Below are 15,955 nucleotides of genomic sequence, written 5' to 3' on the forward strand. Positions count from 1 at the left end.
AAGAGAACCTGCTGCTTTTCTTTTCAGTCAAATGCTCGGAGCGTCGTCATTTTTCTTACCTGACGGATTGCTCATTTATTCTTCTTTCTGCGATATTCTCGTTTCAATATAATGCTGCAGAAATGCCGACGCCATACAAATGGTAATTGCCGTGTTCATCAGCAGCATTAAAGCAGAAATCGTGGCTGTGCTGCGCATACTGAAGAACAGTACCGCCGCTATTTCAATCAGAAGCAAAAATGCAGCGATACTGCAGCTGACCAATGAGATTTTCTCCAAATTGATCTTAATATAATATTTTTTCACATTATTCCCCCGGTTCTCAAAACAGATAGAGATACTAAATTAAGTATACCATTCTTTCCTTTGATATGCCATTACAATTCTATGACAATCACAGTAAGCATTGACGACTGTTTTATTTCGTCTTCATTGCCTGCTGCCAGATTTCCGATAAAGCAGTCAGATCGGGTGAAACCAGCAAAGCAAGATATTTTCCCTCTTGTTTAATTTCCGCCTTTTCAATAACCGCATATTGGGCCGGTAAATAATCTTTCGCTTCATTGGCTTTGTTTTTCAGGCGGGCCTGCAGTTTTTCCTTCAGAGCATCCGCTTTCGCTTCATCCTCCGCTTCCAGCAAAAGAATTTCATCGGCAGTGATCCCGTCGTTCTTCATCACACCGCTGAATTTCACCACATCCGTCTCAGCAATCCCATAGAGGTTTTTTAAATGTTTGCTGGTCATGGTCATCATATCTTTCCATTGCACTTGAGCCGCCATGGTATCCAGCAGCTGTTCCACATCCACTTCAAGTGTTTTTTGTCCGCCGCAGGCAGCCAAACCCAGGACCAGGCAGAACAACAAGAGCGCATAAACGAGTTTTTTCATTGGTCAACCTCCTTATGATACGGTGTGACTGCGCAGATAGGCGATCCAGATATCACAAGCGGTATCCGTCAGATGGATGCCTTGACCATCGGGATCGCTGCAATACTGGTAAGGTAAACAGCCGTCTTGCGTCTGCATCACCGAAGCAACGTCAACGAAATAATCGCCGCGTTGGACGGCCATCTCATACAGCGCTTCATTATATGCCGCTAAAGCAGGATTATTCAGATCCTGCAGCTGCGCCGAACGCAGCATCGGCAAGACGGATTGAATGTAAAATGTAACATCCGGTGATTTCGCCCGAATCCGGTCGAGTAAAGTATTATAATTGGCAATCGCAGTTTCTACCCCGTATAAACCCACATCGTTGGTACCCAGCATCAGATAGACTTTTTTCGCTCCGCAAAGAGCGACGGAATCTTCCAAAAGCATCTTTTCACCCTGGTAGACCGGATGAACTGATTCTTCTGAAACAGCCCATAAGGCGTTGCCGCTGCCTAAACTGCCGGCTGTGAGGAATTGAATGCCGCCAAGATAAGTTGGCTCTTCATTCCAGCGCTCCAGCAAATAATAGTAGAGTTTCAGGGTGACCGAGTCGCCAATCATCACCACATCGTCAAAGTAGTGATCTCCTACCGCCTTTGTCTCTGGCAAACCCCTGGCTTCGACCAGCACCACTTCCTCCGCATTGGGGTCCTCTGACACGACGGGCGGGTTGGGGGGATCCGGCTTCGGCGGATCAGCGGGTTTGACGGGATCCGTGATCACGGGATCCGGCTCTTTTACCGGAGTTTTCTTATCACAACCAACCACGAAAGCCAAACAAAGAATGAGCAAGAAAATCAGCCAGATATTTTTTTTCTTCATTTCTCTTTCTCCTGTCACCGGTGAAATCTTTGTCCGTTTTTTATAAACCCAACTCATCGGAAGCGCCCTGCATGGCGGCTAAACCGATCGCAAGGAATTCCTCCAGGTTCAAACCCAGTTCGCTGCAATGACGAATCGTTTCGCGATTGGCCCCTTTGGCAAATGATTTTTCCGCAAAACGTTTCATCAGGAAGGGGACATCCAGCGGCGCCAGCTTCTTGGCGGGATGAATCAAAGCACCCGCCACAATCAAACCGGATAACGGGTCCGCCGCATACAAAGCCTGATCCAGTCTGCTGATCCGGGGCAAACCATGCACTTCGTTATGTACTTTCACCGCATAAACCACTTCGGCAGGCAATCCTCTCGCTTCCAGCATCTCTGCACCCAACAGACTGTGCCGATTGGGATCCTTGGCTGTCTCTGCATAATCAATATCATGCAGAATGCCGGTCAAACCCCATAACGCTTCGTCTTCACCAAAATGCTGCGCTAAACCAATCAGGATTTTCTCCACCGCCACACAGTGATTGACTAAATTTTTGTTGGTTAAATTCTCCCGCAAATAACAAAGTGCTTCTTCTCTGCTCATCAACTCTGCCATCGGAACGACCCCTTTCAAAAATGTATTTGCTTTCTCCGGGTATATCAAAGAAGGAGACGCTGCCGCCTCCTTCTTCCAGGCATTGCTGCCTCTAAAATTTAGGTTTAGGTCCGCCAAACAGCCAACACCAGCGATGTAATCGCAACCAGGAATCCCAATACAATGGTGCAGCGTGTTAAAATTACGTCAAAGCCTCTTTGTTTGTTTAAAAACTGCGCTGCTTGTCCGCCGAATGCTTCGGAAATACCTTCGCCTTTCGGAGCCTGCAATAAGATGGCTACAATTAAACCGACGCATAAGACAAGATGCACAATCATCACAAAAGTCTGCATAACAATACCCGACCCCCTTTTCTGTTCAGTTCGTATAAAGCGAATTATAACATGCTCTCAAACCAGATTCAAGTGTTAGGCGCAATCTTTTCGAAAAAAACCTCAGCTTTCCCTGTATCAGTCACCGCTTTTTTGCATGGCAAAGGGTTTAAAGACAAAGGCGCGCTGTATCCAGTAACTGAAGCCCCAGAGGATCGCTTCCACCAGAATTTTGCTGATACTGAGCGGAATACGCCATTGTATCGTAAACAAGCGCAAAAGCAGGTAATTTACTGACAGCAGAACAACCGCCAGACCAATATAACGCAGTAAAGACGAGCGCATTGTCGTTCGGTGCCGGAAAACGAACTTCCGGTTTAACCAATAATTCAAAGTACCGCTGCAGAGGCGCGCCAGGATGACCGACAGCAACAATTTTCCGGTCCCTGCATGCATCGCCAAAAGCAGGCTATAATCCAAAATAGCAGTAAACAGGGAAGCGGAACTGAACTTGATGATGGGAAGATAAACACGGATGGAATCCGTAAAAGTATGAAAATGTGAACTATGGTTTTTCTTATCGTACACGGTTTCAATCTCCAATTGATAGAAAGGGATATTCTTGGCCGGTGCTTCCAGTAACATATTCATCTCGTATTCAAAACGCTCGCCTTTGACGCTCAAAAGCCAGGGCAGCATGCTGTCGGCAAAAGCACGCAACCCGGTTTGCGTATCCCGCAAATAAACACCGCTGGCGGAAGTAAAGGCCAGACGGGTGATTGTATTGCCGATTCGGCTGCGCAATGGCACGTGGCCCTTAAATTTGCGGACACCTAAAACCAAACAGTCTTGATGAGCAATCACCGTATCCAGACACAGGAAAATATCTTTGGCTAAATGCTGGCCATCCGAATCGGCGCAGACTACGGCTGTATATTCAGGATGTGCCACAAGCCAGCTGAATCCGGTTTTTAAAGCGGCTCCTTTGCCCCGATTGCATTCGTGATGAAGAACGATACTCCCCATCGCCTCTGCCTGGCGGTAAAAGTCAGCATAAGCGGATCCGCTGCCGTCATCGACGATCAGGATTTTGCATTCCAAACGCATTTGTTGTAATTCACTGATCAATTTGGGCAGATGTTGATTTGGTTCATAAGACGGAATCAAAACAACTTCCATCTCATTTGCCTCCTTTCCGGAATAGCGGTAATTTATTATAACCTGCAAAAAGCAAGCCGTCAAGAATAATGCTGTGAATCGCTCCGTTTGCCGGTTGAAGTTGCAAATTGTTCGGAGATTTTTCACTTCCAAATACAGGAACAGAAAACTTGACACCGCTGCTGTTTCGCTATATGATAAATCAACTGCAAGGTGTTTACCCTGCAAACTCAAATCATGGGAGGTTTTCTCCATGTCAAAATCGGTTAAAACGTTAACTGAGAGCGCCATGATGCTGTCGCTGGCCTTGCTGCTTTCCTTCTTTGCTGTCTTCCATCTGCCCAACGGCGGTGCTGTGACGATTGGCAGTATGATCCCTCTGCTCTTTGTTGCCCTGAAATATAACTGGCGCTGGAGTCTGGTTACCGCCTTTGCTTTTTCCTTACTGCAAATGATGGTAGGTTTTTACGCTCCGCCCACACAGGATCTGCTTTCTTTTTTCCTGGTTGTCCTGCTGGATTATATTTTGGCTTTCAGTGTGTTGGGTTTTGCCGGCATTCTCTACCAAAGGCTCACCGGGATGATGAAAGAGAATCAACGGCTCGTGCTCGTGATGCTCATCTGTTTCTTTTTGCGTTTCTTCTGCCACTTTCTTTCCGGAATTCTAATCTGGAATGTTTATGCGCCGGCAGGCCAGCCGGTTTGGCTCTATTCGCTGCTTTACAATGGCTCCTATATGAGCGCGGAAGCGTTGATTTCAGGCATCTTCCTTTGGTTGGCCGGCCCCCGTTTGCTGGAACGCTTCAAATCGATGTAATCATCGGTTCTTTTTCAGTAACCGGCATCCTTGCCGCTATCCCGGATGAACGGGCTGCCGCAAATAAATTCAACAGAAAAACTCCGCTGTTTCTCTGCTTACGCTAAAGAGAAACAGCGGAGTTTTGACGATAGCACCGCTTGATAATCTAGAGGACACTCTTGCTGACACCGCTGAGCCCTCCCAGGGCCAAAGCCAGCGTGTAAATCACCTGCACCCCTTTATAGACATCGGTAGGATCGAACCATTCGTCCACTGTATGCACGCCGCCTTCTTTGCCGCCGCGGCCCAGACAAACGCCGGGAATTCCCAGCGCGATGGGATTGCTGGCATTGGTCGAGCCGCCTTGGGCAAACTGCGGTTCAAACCCGAAGTGCTGAATCACCGCATAGGCAGCCTGGACAATCGGAGCCTGTTTATCCTGTGTCGCCGCGGGAATGTTGACATAATCGATAAAATCATAAGTAATGGTATCCTTTCCCCAGCGTGCGGTTTCTTCCTGACAGGCTTCCTCAATGGCGTTTTTAATTTTCGTTTCCAGCTCCTGCAATTCTTTTTGACCGTTGGAGCGGAAATTGATTTTAATGGTGCATTCTTTGACAATGGCATGAATGCCGGCATCATTGCCGCCATGGAAATTACTGACAGCATACGTCGTGCGGGGATCGGCCGGCACCGCAATATCGGCGATTTTGGCAACTGCCCGCGCAGCGGCATGCAGCGGATTGGCTACCAGACCAAAAGCGCCCATGGCATGACCGCCGATCCCATGAAAATTGACCGCCAGCGTGCGGATGCCGGTGGCTTCGTAGACAATACCGCTATTGCCGGCGCCATCAATACTGATACAACCGCCCACTTCCGGATGATCCTGTAAAAATTTCTTTAAGCCGCCTAAACCGCCCATTCCTTCTTCTTCAACCGTGCCCATAAAAATGAAGTCGCTCTCGGTTTCGATCCCTGCCGCATTCAGGCCGCGCAGCACAGCCAGAACATCAATACAGCCGCGGGTATCATCACAGATGCCGGGGCAATAGATTCTGCCGTCTTTATAAACGATTTTTTTGGCGGTGTTGACGGGAAATACCGTATCCAGGTGACCTTCGACCACAATCAGCGGACCGCTGCCTCTGCCGCGCCGGTAACCGAACGCATTGCCGTGCGCATCGATCTGTACATCACTCAGACCTTCCGCTTGCAGCAATTTGGCGAAATGGGCGGCACGCGTCGCTTCCTGAAACGTGGGCGCTTCAATTAAAACAAGTTCCAATTGTTGCTCCAGCATGTGCTGATCATCCGCTTTGATGAAGGCCAAACCCTTTTGCACATTTTCCTGCTGCAGCAAATTCTGTACTGGGGCGGCAATCCGTTCTTCCACTCTGTAATTCATTTGAAAACCCTCCTTCTTCTTAATCTTAGCTGACCAGGTGCTTCCATTCGCCGATGTTGTACCGCACAAAGAAACAGCACCGTCAGGATTCCAGATCAATTCCAAACAGGTTGCGACAGCCCATTCCCCGATCGGATTGCTGCCGCAGCCTGCTGGATTCGATTGAGGGAAAACGCTGCGATTGCAGCCAGGCGCCGCGCCTTTAGCGGGCCATTTATTTTAGGAAAGTTTGCACCAGTCCTGCAGATACTGTGCTTTGGTCAGGGCCGGCTGAAACTCAGCTTTGATGCGAAGCCCTTCTGCGGCGCCATCCGCCAAAAGATCGATCACTGTCATGATCAGAGCCTTGGCAGCACCGAGATAGGCCAGATCCTTGTCTAAAATTTCATAATTTGAGCTGTGCGGTATACCGGCCGAACCGCCGATATTGGCCTGGATGGTGGGAATCAGATGAGAAACGTCGCCGGCATCGCTAGAAGCGGTTCCGCTTGCCATTTCTTTGAGTACTTTCTCCTCACCGAACAAGCTAACCAGATTAGCTGTCATCAGGCGCTGTAAATTCTTGTTGACGATGGTCGGCAGATAACCGGGTAATTCCGTAATGTTTGTCTGCACATCAACTGCATAACCGCCGGCACGGAAGGCGCGGTTAACTTTTTCGCTGGCATTCAGGATTGCCTCCACGGTCGTGCCGCGGACATAGGTTTCCACCCGCACATCGGCAGGCACGACATTCACTAAATCGCCGCCTTTGGTGATGATGGGATGAACCCGGATATGATCTTCGTCTTTAAAGGTTTCGCGCTGGGCATTGACCGCCATTAAACCGATGTTGGCGGCATTCAAAGCATTCTTGCCGTCGTGCGGCGCACCGCCGGCATGTGCTTCTTTGCCGACGTATTCGATCAACTTACCGACAAAACCGTTGCTGCCGCCGCCGGGACCCGCTTTGACGGGGCTGGGAGTTTCGCCTTCGGTTGGAAAATTATGCTGCATCACCATCAGGTCAATGTCGTCCATCACACCCAATCGAATAAACTCCTGCTTCCCGCCGAGCAGACTGATTTTCCCCTCTTTACGCAATTGATTGCGGTAGCCGATTTCCACATATTCCTCGGCAGGAACCGCCATCAGGACGACATCCCCGGAGAGTTCCTCCATGATACCGGTATCCTTTAAGGCGTAGGCGACACCCATCAGACCGGCGATCATGCAATTATGACCACAGGAATGGGCTGCTCCGGTTTTGGGGTCGGCACAACGATGTTCGGGAGCCACCACAGCATCCATTTCACCCATCACGGCTACCTTGATTTTACTTTCTTTCCCTTTGCGCGGTGCAATGATCCCGGTGAGGGCAACCCCGTCGGTATAGTCATAACCCAATTCATCAAAAATTTTCTTGATTTTCGCTGCGGTTTTCACTTCTTTGTAGCCCAATTCCGGTTCGGCGAAAATAGAATCGCCCAGCTCAATCAGCTCTTGCCGTTTGGCATCGATGGCTGCACAGGCAGCCTTTTTTAATTCTTCTTTACTCCGTGCCATCTTAGCCGCTCCTTATAAAATGGTTTTGCTGATGCCGCTGACGCCGCCCAGCATTAAGGCCAGGAGGAATACGACCTGAACCCCTTGATAGGCATCGGTCGGATCAAACCATTCGTCTACCGTATGCACGCCGCCGGAAGTGCCGCCGCCGCCGATACAAACGCCGGGAATTCCCATAGCAATCGGATTGCTGGCATTGGTGGAACCGCCTTGTGCGAATTCCGGTTCAAAACCGAGGCTTTGAATCACGCTGTAAAGCGTCTGCACAATCGGAGCCTTCTGATCCTGCGTGCCGGCGGGTACGTTGACATAATCAACATAATCGTAAGTGATCGTATCTTTACCCCAGCGCGCTGTCTCTTCTTTGCAGGCCTCTTCGACGGCGTTTTTAATCTTGGCTTCCAATTCGTTGAGTTCCTTCTGACCATTGGAACGGAAATTGATTTTGATGGTGCATTCCTTGACAATTGCGTGGATACCGGCATCGTTGCCGCCATGGAAATTCGTGACAGCGAAAATGGTTTTCGGATTGGCTGGAACCTGCAGATCGGCAATCTTTGCCACGGCACGGGCTGCCGCATGCAAAGGATTGGCAACCAGACCAAAAGCACCCATGGCGTGTCCGCCGATGCCATGGAAATTGACTGCCATGGTTCGGATACCGGTGGCTTCATAGACAATGCCGTTGGCGCCGGAACCGTCGATACAGATGCAGCCGCCGACCTCTTTATGATCATTGAGGAACTTTCTCAAGCCGCCCAGCGCGCCCATCCCTTCTTCTTCGACAGTACCCATAAAGATAAAGTCACTGTCAGTCTGAATTTGCGCCGCATTCATTGCGCGCAACGCAGCTAAGACGGCGGTAATACCGCGGGTGTCGTCACAAATACCGGGGCAATAGATCTTGCCGTCTTTTTCAATGATCGCTTTGGCGGTATTCATGGGAAAAACGGTATCCATATGACCCTCTACAACGATCACGGGTCCAATCCCCCGCCCGCGGCGATAACCAAAGGCATTGCCGTGCGAATCAATCTGAACTTCGGTCAAACCTTCTGCTTTCAACAGCTCGGCGAAATAGTTCGCGCGGGTTGCTTCCTGGAAAGTGGGGGCTTCCACCAAGGTTAGTTTCTTTTGTTCTTCCAGCATGTGCTGATCATCGGCTGCAATAAAGGCCAAACCTTTTTGTACGATCTCCTGTTGCTTTAAGGCAGTCAATTGAGCGGTAATACGGTCTTCTACCTGATAATCCATAATAAAATCCATTCCTTTCGCAGTGCTCAAGGCACAAATAGAGATGAAAAGGGTGCAAATAGTTCCTTTTCACGCTAAAGCCCTCCTTAAAATAGAATCGGAAATGACAACATTTTTATTATAACACAGACCATTTGACAAGGGAACGGCCGCAAGTTAAAAAATTTGCGATTATTTGAATTTCCTGTTTCCGGCAAAAGCCGTAGCGCATACCCGGGCAAGCCGGGCCTGACAGCTGGCTTCGACCGTAAAAATATCTCTGGTTCCATTTGACAAAATCGCAATAATAATATATAATACAACTGGCAAATGGATTAAATCCCATCTGTTTACAAATTATCCTTCAATCCCTTTTATTGTCGCTGCAGTAATAAATAGTAATCCCAGAAAATATCACTCCCTGGCACAAAACGATTTCCCTGCGTTCCCGCTCCGCTCCGGGCAGAGGAGAGCGCTAGAGTACATCGAATTCCAGTCTCAATCGGCTCCGGCAGAATCTTCAGGAGAATGCCTAACAAGAAAAAGGAGGTAAGGATGATGACAAACGCTGAAAAGCAAAAAACATCGAATTGGCTGCTTGCGCTGCCAACTCCGCTCCAGTTCAGGTATTGGTTTGAATACTCGTTGGCAAGACAGTCGGAAGACCGTGCCTGGGCCTACCACACCAGCCTGGAAGAAGAAAGAAGGAATCTGGAAGCGCTGATCCCCAAACTGTTGCCGCAGGGCATGCATACACCGTTACACTATTTCCGGGTCGGCGGTCAGGAAGGAAATGAGAATCAAGGTTTTATCTGGTTCGGCGTCCTGCCCGGCCTTCCACAAGGATCTATCGCTTTAATTGATATTCTGGTGAATTCGGATACCCGCAGTCTGGGACTCGGGCGCTATATGCTGACAACCATGCTGAAATCCTTAAAAGAAGAAGGTTATCAAATCGTAGTCCTGGAAGTCCGCCAGGATAATGAAGTGGCGATCGATCTGTATACTTCTGTTGGTTTTACGCTGAGCAGAACGGTGGACCGTGTCGACCGGATGCACCTACACTTATCGCGGATCGAATGATTGCTTTTCGAACTCAGAACACAATCAATTGCCAATCACAGGAGTGCCTGTTTCGCTGCCGCTTTGCCTGTCAGACAGTCGACAGCGAAACCGCTTTCGAATCAGGCACTCCTGTTCTTCTGTTAAAAATAGCCAAAGCCGGGTGTTGCTCTCTGTCTGCCTCATCCATCCAGAGATCAAAACCCGGCTTGCTTTCGCATTTGATGCCGGTTCACTTGCTGCAAGCCAGACTCCGGCTGTTTTTTGCATCATGCTGTTCTCATTCTTGCCGCAAGCAAGATCACCCGCGGGACGTTTGCCAAGTTCTAGACGGCCTCGCTTTTATGCACACGCAGGCGCCATGTGACGATGCCATCCGGGCAGACAAACTCCATGCAGCCGCATTCCCTGCCGCCCAGATTGCGCAGGTCACCGCCGCTGCGTGCCGCCTCCATAATCGGAAAAGCTTTCAGCATCGTCTTGGAGCAGAGACCGCCGGGGCAGCCGTAGCTGCAGTGAAAACGATCTCCCGGCTGATGACCAACGCGGCAGCGCTGCGGCTGATCATCCGGTGCAAGGTGCAATACCTCCAGTCTGAAAGAATACTCCTCCGCATACCATGCCTGCATAACGAACCTCTCCTCTTCAGTTTATCTATATTTCAGGATCAATTCATGTTTGACATCCCATAATTTTTGGGAAAGATCAACATAATAATGCTGCGGATTGTCAAATCGTTTGACTTCATCCCAAAGAGTTTCTAATTGCTGCTGACAGTAATCCCGGATCTCATCGATTTTTGGCAAGGGATAAACGCATTGACCGGCCAGAAAAATCGGTTTTAAAAGTTCCACCGCCGTATAATTCGTAATCGTTTTGCGTTTCCAAACAGCATCCGGATCGAAAAGCTCCAGAGGAAGATTTTCATCGATTACCTCGTCGTGCAGACAGATCAGATCGGCTGCGGCTTTGCCGTTCGTATTGTCATAGAGGCGATATACTTTTTTATAAGCGGGATTATTGATTTTTGCCTGATTCTCACTGATTTTTATCTTGGGGATAACGGTCCCGTCCGCCGCTTCAACAGCGCAAAGCTTATAGACACCGCCAAAAACAGGTTCACTCCTGGAGGTGATCAGGCGTTCGCCAACACCAAAGGAATCGATACAGGCTTCCTGGCTGATCAGAGTACCGATCAGATATTCGTCCAACGCATTGGAAGCAACGATTTTGCATTGCGGCAAACCGGCGGCGTCCAACATTTTCCGCGCCATTTTGGTCAAATATGCCAAATCACCGGAATCAATCCGAATGCCGCATTTGCTGACGCCTAGCGGCAGCAGAATTTCTTGGAAAGCGCGGATCGCATTGGGCACGCCGCTGTGCAAAACATTGTAGGTATCCACCAGGAGTACCGCATTATCCGGATAACGCTTGCAATAAGTAGCAAACGCCGCATACTCTGTATCGAACATCTGCACCCAGGAATGCGACATCGTGCCCAGCGCAGGTACATGATACCTCTCATCCGTCAAGGTGCAGGCAGTGCCGATACAACCGCCGATATAAGCAGCCCGCGCCCCCAGCACCGCCGCATCACTGCCGGCGGCACGGCGCGAGCCAAATTCCATCACCGGTCTACCTTTGGCTGCCCGCACAATGCGGCTGGCCTTGGTGGCGATCAGCGATTGATGATTGAGCGTCAGGAGCAAAAACGTCTCCACCAGCTGCGCTTCAATGGCCTTAGCCCGCACGATCACCATCGGCTCGTTGGGGAAAACGGGAGTTCCTTCCGGAACGGCGTAGATATCACCGCTGAAATGAAAATTGGCCAGATAGCTGAGAAATTCTTCGCTGAAAATTCCCTTATTGCGTAAAAATGCAAGATCACTTGCCTCGAAATGTAAGTTTTCGATATATTCCACCAATTGCTCCAAACCCGCCGTAATGGCAAAGCCTCCCTGATCGGGAACGCTGCGATAAAATAAATCGAAATAAACGATTCTGTCTGCCATACCGCTGAGCAAATAACCATTTCCCATGGTCAGCTCATAATAATCACAGAGCAAAGATAAATTGTCGCGTCTCACTGAATAATCTCCTCTCCAATTAATCAACACCTGTTGTATCTGCTATCGTCTTTACTTCGCCATTTTATATTTTTTACCTGCTTTGTTTTGGCAGATCTGCCGGACTTGCTTAGGCTCGTTTTTCAACTGCTGCCATGCCGGCATCGCCACCCTGACCGTCGGCAGCAGGCCGCGCGGTATTTTTTGAAATTGCCGGCGCCGGTTGGCTTTATACCGTGTTTTTTCTGCTTTCGGCAGTCTTTTTGTTCTGATTGATCTCGTCGGCTTTATAACTGCGCCGGAGTGGTATTTCCTTGCTGTCTGAAGTTCTGTTGCTGTCCTGCCTCCGGCTGCAGGCCCGCAGCCTTGTTGCCGCCGGATTATTTCAATCTCAGGCAGGGAATTCTCAGGGAACGTAGAAATAGATCATAAAATCTTTTAGGAGGCGAAAGAATGGCAAAACAATTATTGAGAAATGAAGTCCCCCCGGACCAAACCTGGAGAGTTTCCGACATTTTCCCCAGTGTTGAAGCCTGGGAAACCGAATTGGCGAACCTGAAAACCCTGATTGCTGCCGTCACTCACTACCAAGGTAAACTGGGCAACGGCTCCGCCCTGCTGCGTGAATGCCTGGAAGCGTTGGAAACCCTGCAGGGCAAAGCCTCGCAAGTGACAAGTTATGCTTCCTTAAACATTGCCAGTGACGGCACCAACATTGCTTATCAGGCAATGGCCGGCAAAGCAACGGCAGCCATGGCCGAGTTACAGGCGCAGACTTCTTTTGTACAGAGCGAAGCGTTGGCTTTACCCGCCGGCACCCTGGAAAAATACCTGCTTGAAGATCCCGGCTTAACACCGTTTCGTTTTACGATTGAAAAATGGATCGAGCACAAGCCTTATATGCTGGCGCCCGAAACGGAAATGGTTTTAGCCGCTCTCGGTCAGGTACTCAACGCGCCTGCTGAGATTTATGAACGTTCCCGTTCCACCGACTTGAAATTCGACATGATCATGGACGGCAAAGGCAACAGTTATGCCATGGGACTTGGCAAACATGATTCCGATGCAGACGCGACCCTGCGCCGTAACGCTTACAGCGAACTCAGCCAGAAAATAAGTCTCTACAACAATACCTACGGCACAGCCTGGGGTTTGGAAGTCAAGAAAAATGTGGTTACTGCCAAACTGCGCGGTTATGGCTCTGCCGTTGAAATGCTGCTGCACAGACAGGAAGTCACGACCGATATCTATCATAATCTGCACGATGTCATTCTGACCGAACTGGCGCCGCACTGGCGGAAATTAACCAGACTGCGCAAAGAAGTGCTCGGCCTGGACGAGATGCTCTACTGCGATATCGAAGCACCGCTTGACCCCGAGTACGATCCGACTGTGACCTATGAAGAAGCCTCGAAATTGGTTTTGGATGGTGTTTCCGTTTTAGGCGAAGAATATACCGAAATCATCCGCAAGGGTTTGACCGAACACTGGATCGACCGGGCCGATAATGTCGGCAAACGCACCGGCGCTTTCTGCAACACAGTTTACGGCGTGCATCCCTACGTCAGTATGAGCTGGTCCGGCCAAATGCGCAACGCCCTGACTATGGCTCATGAACTCGGCCATGCCGGACAAGGTGTTTTTTCTCAGCGTTATCAGCGGCTTTCCAATGCCAGACCAACCATGTTCTTTATTGAAGCGCCCTCCACGATCAATGAATTATTGGTCGCCAACCGGATTCTGGCCAAAGCCGACAGCGCCAGAATGCGTCTTTGGGTCATCACCCAAATGCTGACGACTTATCATCATAACTTTGTCCGCCACCTGATTGAAGGCGAACTGCAGCGCCGCGCCTACGTGTTGGCAGAAAAGGGTCAGCCGATCACCGCATCGATTCTGAATAAGCTGCAGGGGGATATTTTGGAAGAATTCTATGGCGGTGAGGTTGTCATCGATGATGACGCCAAACTGGTTTGGATGCGTCAGTCCCATTATTACAACGGTCTGTATCCTTACAGCTACTCCGCCGGTTTGACGGTCGGCACTGTGGTTTCCCAAAAAATCGAAAAAGAAGGCAGCAAGGCTGCCGAACGCTGGATCGAGGTCTTAAAAGCCGGCGGTACCCTGAAACCATTGGAACTCTGCCGGTTGGCCGGTGTAGACATGAGCAAGAAGGAAACCATTCAATCGGCGGTCGCCTATGTCGGCTCACTGGTCGATGAAGTCGTAGCCAGTTACCAAAAATAAGCAAACTAAAAATCCGTCCTGACAATCAACCCTACCGCAAAAAAAAAATAATACAAGGCTCCTCTGTGGCAGCCGATGGTGATCAAAAACCGTCGAACGCCGCTGAGGAGCCTTTTCACTAATTAAAATGAAATCATAAAATGTATGGTATAGAATATCGTGCTGTTTTCAATCTAAATAGCCTAAAAGCGTGCGCTCAAGAGTTAAGTGGGTTGATAAGGTGATTACCCTGGAGCAATTTGAGCGTGTCCGACCGTTTTATAGGGTTATAACCACTTTATGGAGCATGAACTCTTATTTCAATTACCGCATATTGTAAGAAATTATCTTGAATACTTGAAAAAAATATTTGTAATCTTCGCCAAAGTATGGTATAGTATGATATATACTAACATACTGGAGGCGAGGAGCATGATACCTGATTCTATTAAACAGTTCCGGCCAAAGGGGACTGAAATTCAAGAAAAATCTGGGCATTATTATGTGCATAAAGTAAAAGGCTATTACGATAAGGACACCAAAAAATCGAAAAGAAAAACTCTGGGCTGCATCGGACAGATTTATCCGGACATCGGCTTTGTTCCGAATGATAAGATACCGGGCAGTCAGGAAGACTGTGCGAAAGAATACGGTGCTACACGAATTATCATGGAAACTTCAAAAGAGATGTTTGAGGTGCTGCGTAAATGCTTCCCTTCAGAATTCATTCGCATATATACATTAGCAGTGATGAAACTTCTGAACAACTCAAGCCAGAAAGACATTGATGAACTCTATACCCGGTCGGCAATCTCAGCATTACTCCCTGAAGTACATCTCAGCAAGAATACTGTATCAGCGTTTCTGTCACAATTGTCTCTTTCACGTAAGAGCATGATACAGTTCATGCGAGAGTATACCAATTATGAAGGAGACAGTGTGATTTTCGACGGATCAAGTTTTCTGTCATCGTCAAACGAAAATCCATACACAAAAAAAGGTTACACTCCTGGACATCGCAATGAAAAACAGATTCGCTTGGTCTATGCGTTCAATAAAAGCAACAATATCCCGTTCTATTTCCGAGTATTTCCCGGGAATATATCCGATAAGGTTACATTTGAAGCGTGTGTTGAAGAGCTTGGCAAGAAAAACTGCACTGTTTTGTTGGATAAAGGATTTTACTCAAAGAAAAACATTGATTTCGTCCTTCAGGCAGGTTTAGACTTCATAATACCGCTTCAAAAAAACACCACCGATGTTGGTGAAACCGATAAGGACTTCTCTGCTTATGAGAGCAAAGACATCGGATTTTTCAATTATCATAAGCGAATCATTTTCCACAAAGAACATACTTCTTCCAAACATGCAGACTGTAAGGTACATATCTTTTATGATAACGAGCGGCGCAAAGACCTTATTGAAAACTATTACATTCAAAATCAGGACGAAAACGGCAATCTGCCCAAAAACCTGCAGACTACAGTCTATGAAGATACAAAATTGTTTGGCGTTACATTTCTTTTAACAAACATCGACAATAAGCCGGAGCTCATATATAAAGACTATAAAACACGATGGGCAATTGAAGAAATGTTTGACACACACAAGAACACCCTTGGTTTCAAAATGAATTATGAAACAAGGCTGGAAGTGCAGGAAGGATGGGCTTTCATTGAGTTTCTGAGTTTGTTGATGTATTACCGGATTAATAATTTGCTGTCAGAAAAAGATCTGCTTAAATCGTATAGTGTCAAAGATGTCTTGTTTTGTGCTTCAAGTGT

Annotated in this window: 15 protein-coding genes; 4 read left to right on the forward strand and 11 right to left on the reverse strand. The window is 48.4% G+C overall.

From position 1 onward, the window contains the following. Positions 1-75: 75 nt before the first annotated feature. From LLG09_04565 to LLG09_04590, 6 genes are all read right to left on the reverse strand, one after another. Positions 76-306: a hypothetical protein gene (locus tag LLG09_04565; GenBank protein ID MCE5196388.1), complete on the reverse strand. Its 231-nt coding sequence runs from the start codon at positions 304-306 to the stop codon at positions 76-78. A gap of 112 nt (positions 307-418) precedes the next feature. Then, entirely contained in the window at positions 419-889 is a 471-nt protein-coding gene (locus tag LLG09_04570) for a DUF4358 domain-containing protein (GenBank protein ID MCE5196389.1), read from the reverse strand. A gap of 12 nt (positions 890-901) precedes the next feature. Continuing rightward, the gene (locus tag LLG09_04575; protein ID MCE5196390.1) at positions 902-1,756 is read right to left on the reverse strand and encodes a GDSL-type esterase/lipase family protein; all 855 of its coding nucleotides are present in this window, start codon (positions 1,754-1,756) and stop codon (positions 902-904) included. A gap of 40 nt (positions 1,757-1,796) precedes the next feature. Then, positions 1,797-2,348 carry an HDIG domain-containing protein gene (locus LLG09_04580; protein MCE5196391.1) on the reverse strand — a complete coding sequence of 184 codons (552 nt, stop codon included), beginning with the start codon at positions 2,346-2,348 and terminating at the stop codon, positions 1,797-1,799. Positions 2,349-2,464: 116 nt separating this feature from the next. Then, entirely contained in the window at positions 2,465-2,692 is a 228-nt protein-coding gene (secG, locus tag LLG09_04585; protein ID MCE5196392.1) for a preprotein translocase subunit SecG, read from the reverse strand. A gap of 117 nt (positions 2,693-2,809) precedes the next feature. Next, positions 2,810-3,850 (reverse strand): bifunctional glycosyltransferase family 2/GtrA family protein, encoded by a 1,041-nt coding sequence (locus LLG09_04590; GenBank protein MCE5196393.1) that lies wholly within the window; start codon positions 3,848-3,850, stop codon positions 2,810-2,812. 232 nt (positions 3,851-4,082) lie between these two features. Here LLG09_04590 and thiT point away from each other — a divergent pair, with 232 nt between their 5' ends. Beyond that, positions 4,083-4,646 (forward strand): energy-coupled thiamine transporter ThiT, encoded by a 564-nt coding sequence (gene thiT / locus LLG09_04595; GenBank protein ID MCE5196394.1) that lies wholly within the window; start codon positions 4,083-4,085, stop codon positions 4,644-4,646. Positions 4,647-4,794: 148 nt separating this feature from the next. Here thiT and LLG09_04600 read toward each other — a convergent pair whose 3' ends face one another. The 3 genes from LLG09_04600 to LLG09_04610 form a co-directional block, all read right to left on the reverse strand. Beyond that, on the reverse strand, positions 4,795-6,036 hold the full coding sequence (locus LLG09_04600; GenBank protein ID MCE5196395.1) for a M20/M25/M40 family metallo-hydrolase: 1,242 nt from the start codon (positions 6,034-6,036) through the stop codon (positions 4,795-4,797). 219 nt (positions 6,037-6,255) lie between these two features. Then, positions 6,256-7,581 (reverse strand): amidohydrolase, encoded by a 1,326-nt coding sequence (locus LLG09_04605; protein MCE5196396.1) that lies wholly within the window; start codon positions 7,579-7,581, stop codon positions 6,256-6,258. A gap of 12 nt (positions 7,582-7,593) precedes the next feature. Continuing rightward, positions 7,594-8,835, reverse strand: a complete 1,242-nt coding sequence (locus LLG09_04610; protein MCE5196397.1) for a M20/M25/M40 family metallo-hydrolase — start codon at positions 8,833-8,835, stop codon at positions 7,594-7,596. 537 nt (positions 8,836-9,372) lie between these two features. On the opposite strand from LLG09_04610, the gene LLG09_04615 reads away from it, so the two are divergent. Continuing rightward, complete coding sequence (locus LLG09_04615; protein MCE5196398.1) at positions 9,373-9,897, forward strand: GNAT family N-acetyltransferase; 525 nt, start codon at positions 9,373-9,375, stop codon at positions 9,895-9,897. Positions 9,898-10,202: 305 nt separating this feature from the next. Here the strand turns inward: LLG09_04615 and LLG09_04620 are convergent, their stop codons facing one another. Further along, a complete protein-coding gene (locus LLG09_04620; protein MCE5196399.1) occupies positions 10,203-10,505 on the reverse strand; it encodes a TIGR04076 family protein in 303 nt (100 codons plus the stop codon). Between the two features lie 21 nt (positions 10,506-10,526). Further along, positions 10,527-11,966, reverse strand: a complete 1,440-nt coding sequence (locus tag LLG09_04625) for a nicotinate phosphoribosyltransferase (GenBank protein MCE5196400.1) — start codon at positions 11,964-11,966, stop codon at positions 10,527-10,529. A 432-nt stretch (positions 11,967-12,398) separates the two neighbouring features. Here LLG09_04625 and pepF point away from each other — a divergent pair, with 432 nt between their 5' ends. Both pepF and LLG09_04635 read left to right on the forward strand, forming a co-directional pair. Next, positions 12,399-14,192 carry an oligoendopeptidase F gene (gene pepF, locus LLG09_04630; GenBank protein ID MCE5196401.1) on the forward strand — a complete coding sequence of 598 codons (1,794 nt, stop codon included), beginning with the start codon at positions 12,399-12,401 and terminating at the stop codon, positions 14,190-14,192. A 411-nt stretch (positions 14,193-14,603) separates the two neighbouring features. Next, positions 14,604-15,955: transposase (locus LLG09_04635; GenBank protein ID MCE5196402.1), on the forward strand; the 1,352-nt coding region annotated here is incomplete at its 3' end.

Source organism: Negativicutes bacterium (genome assembly GCA_021372785.1).
Classification (GTDB): domain Bacteria; phylum Bacillota; class JAAYKD01; order JAAYKD01; family JAAYKD01; genus JAJFTT01.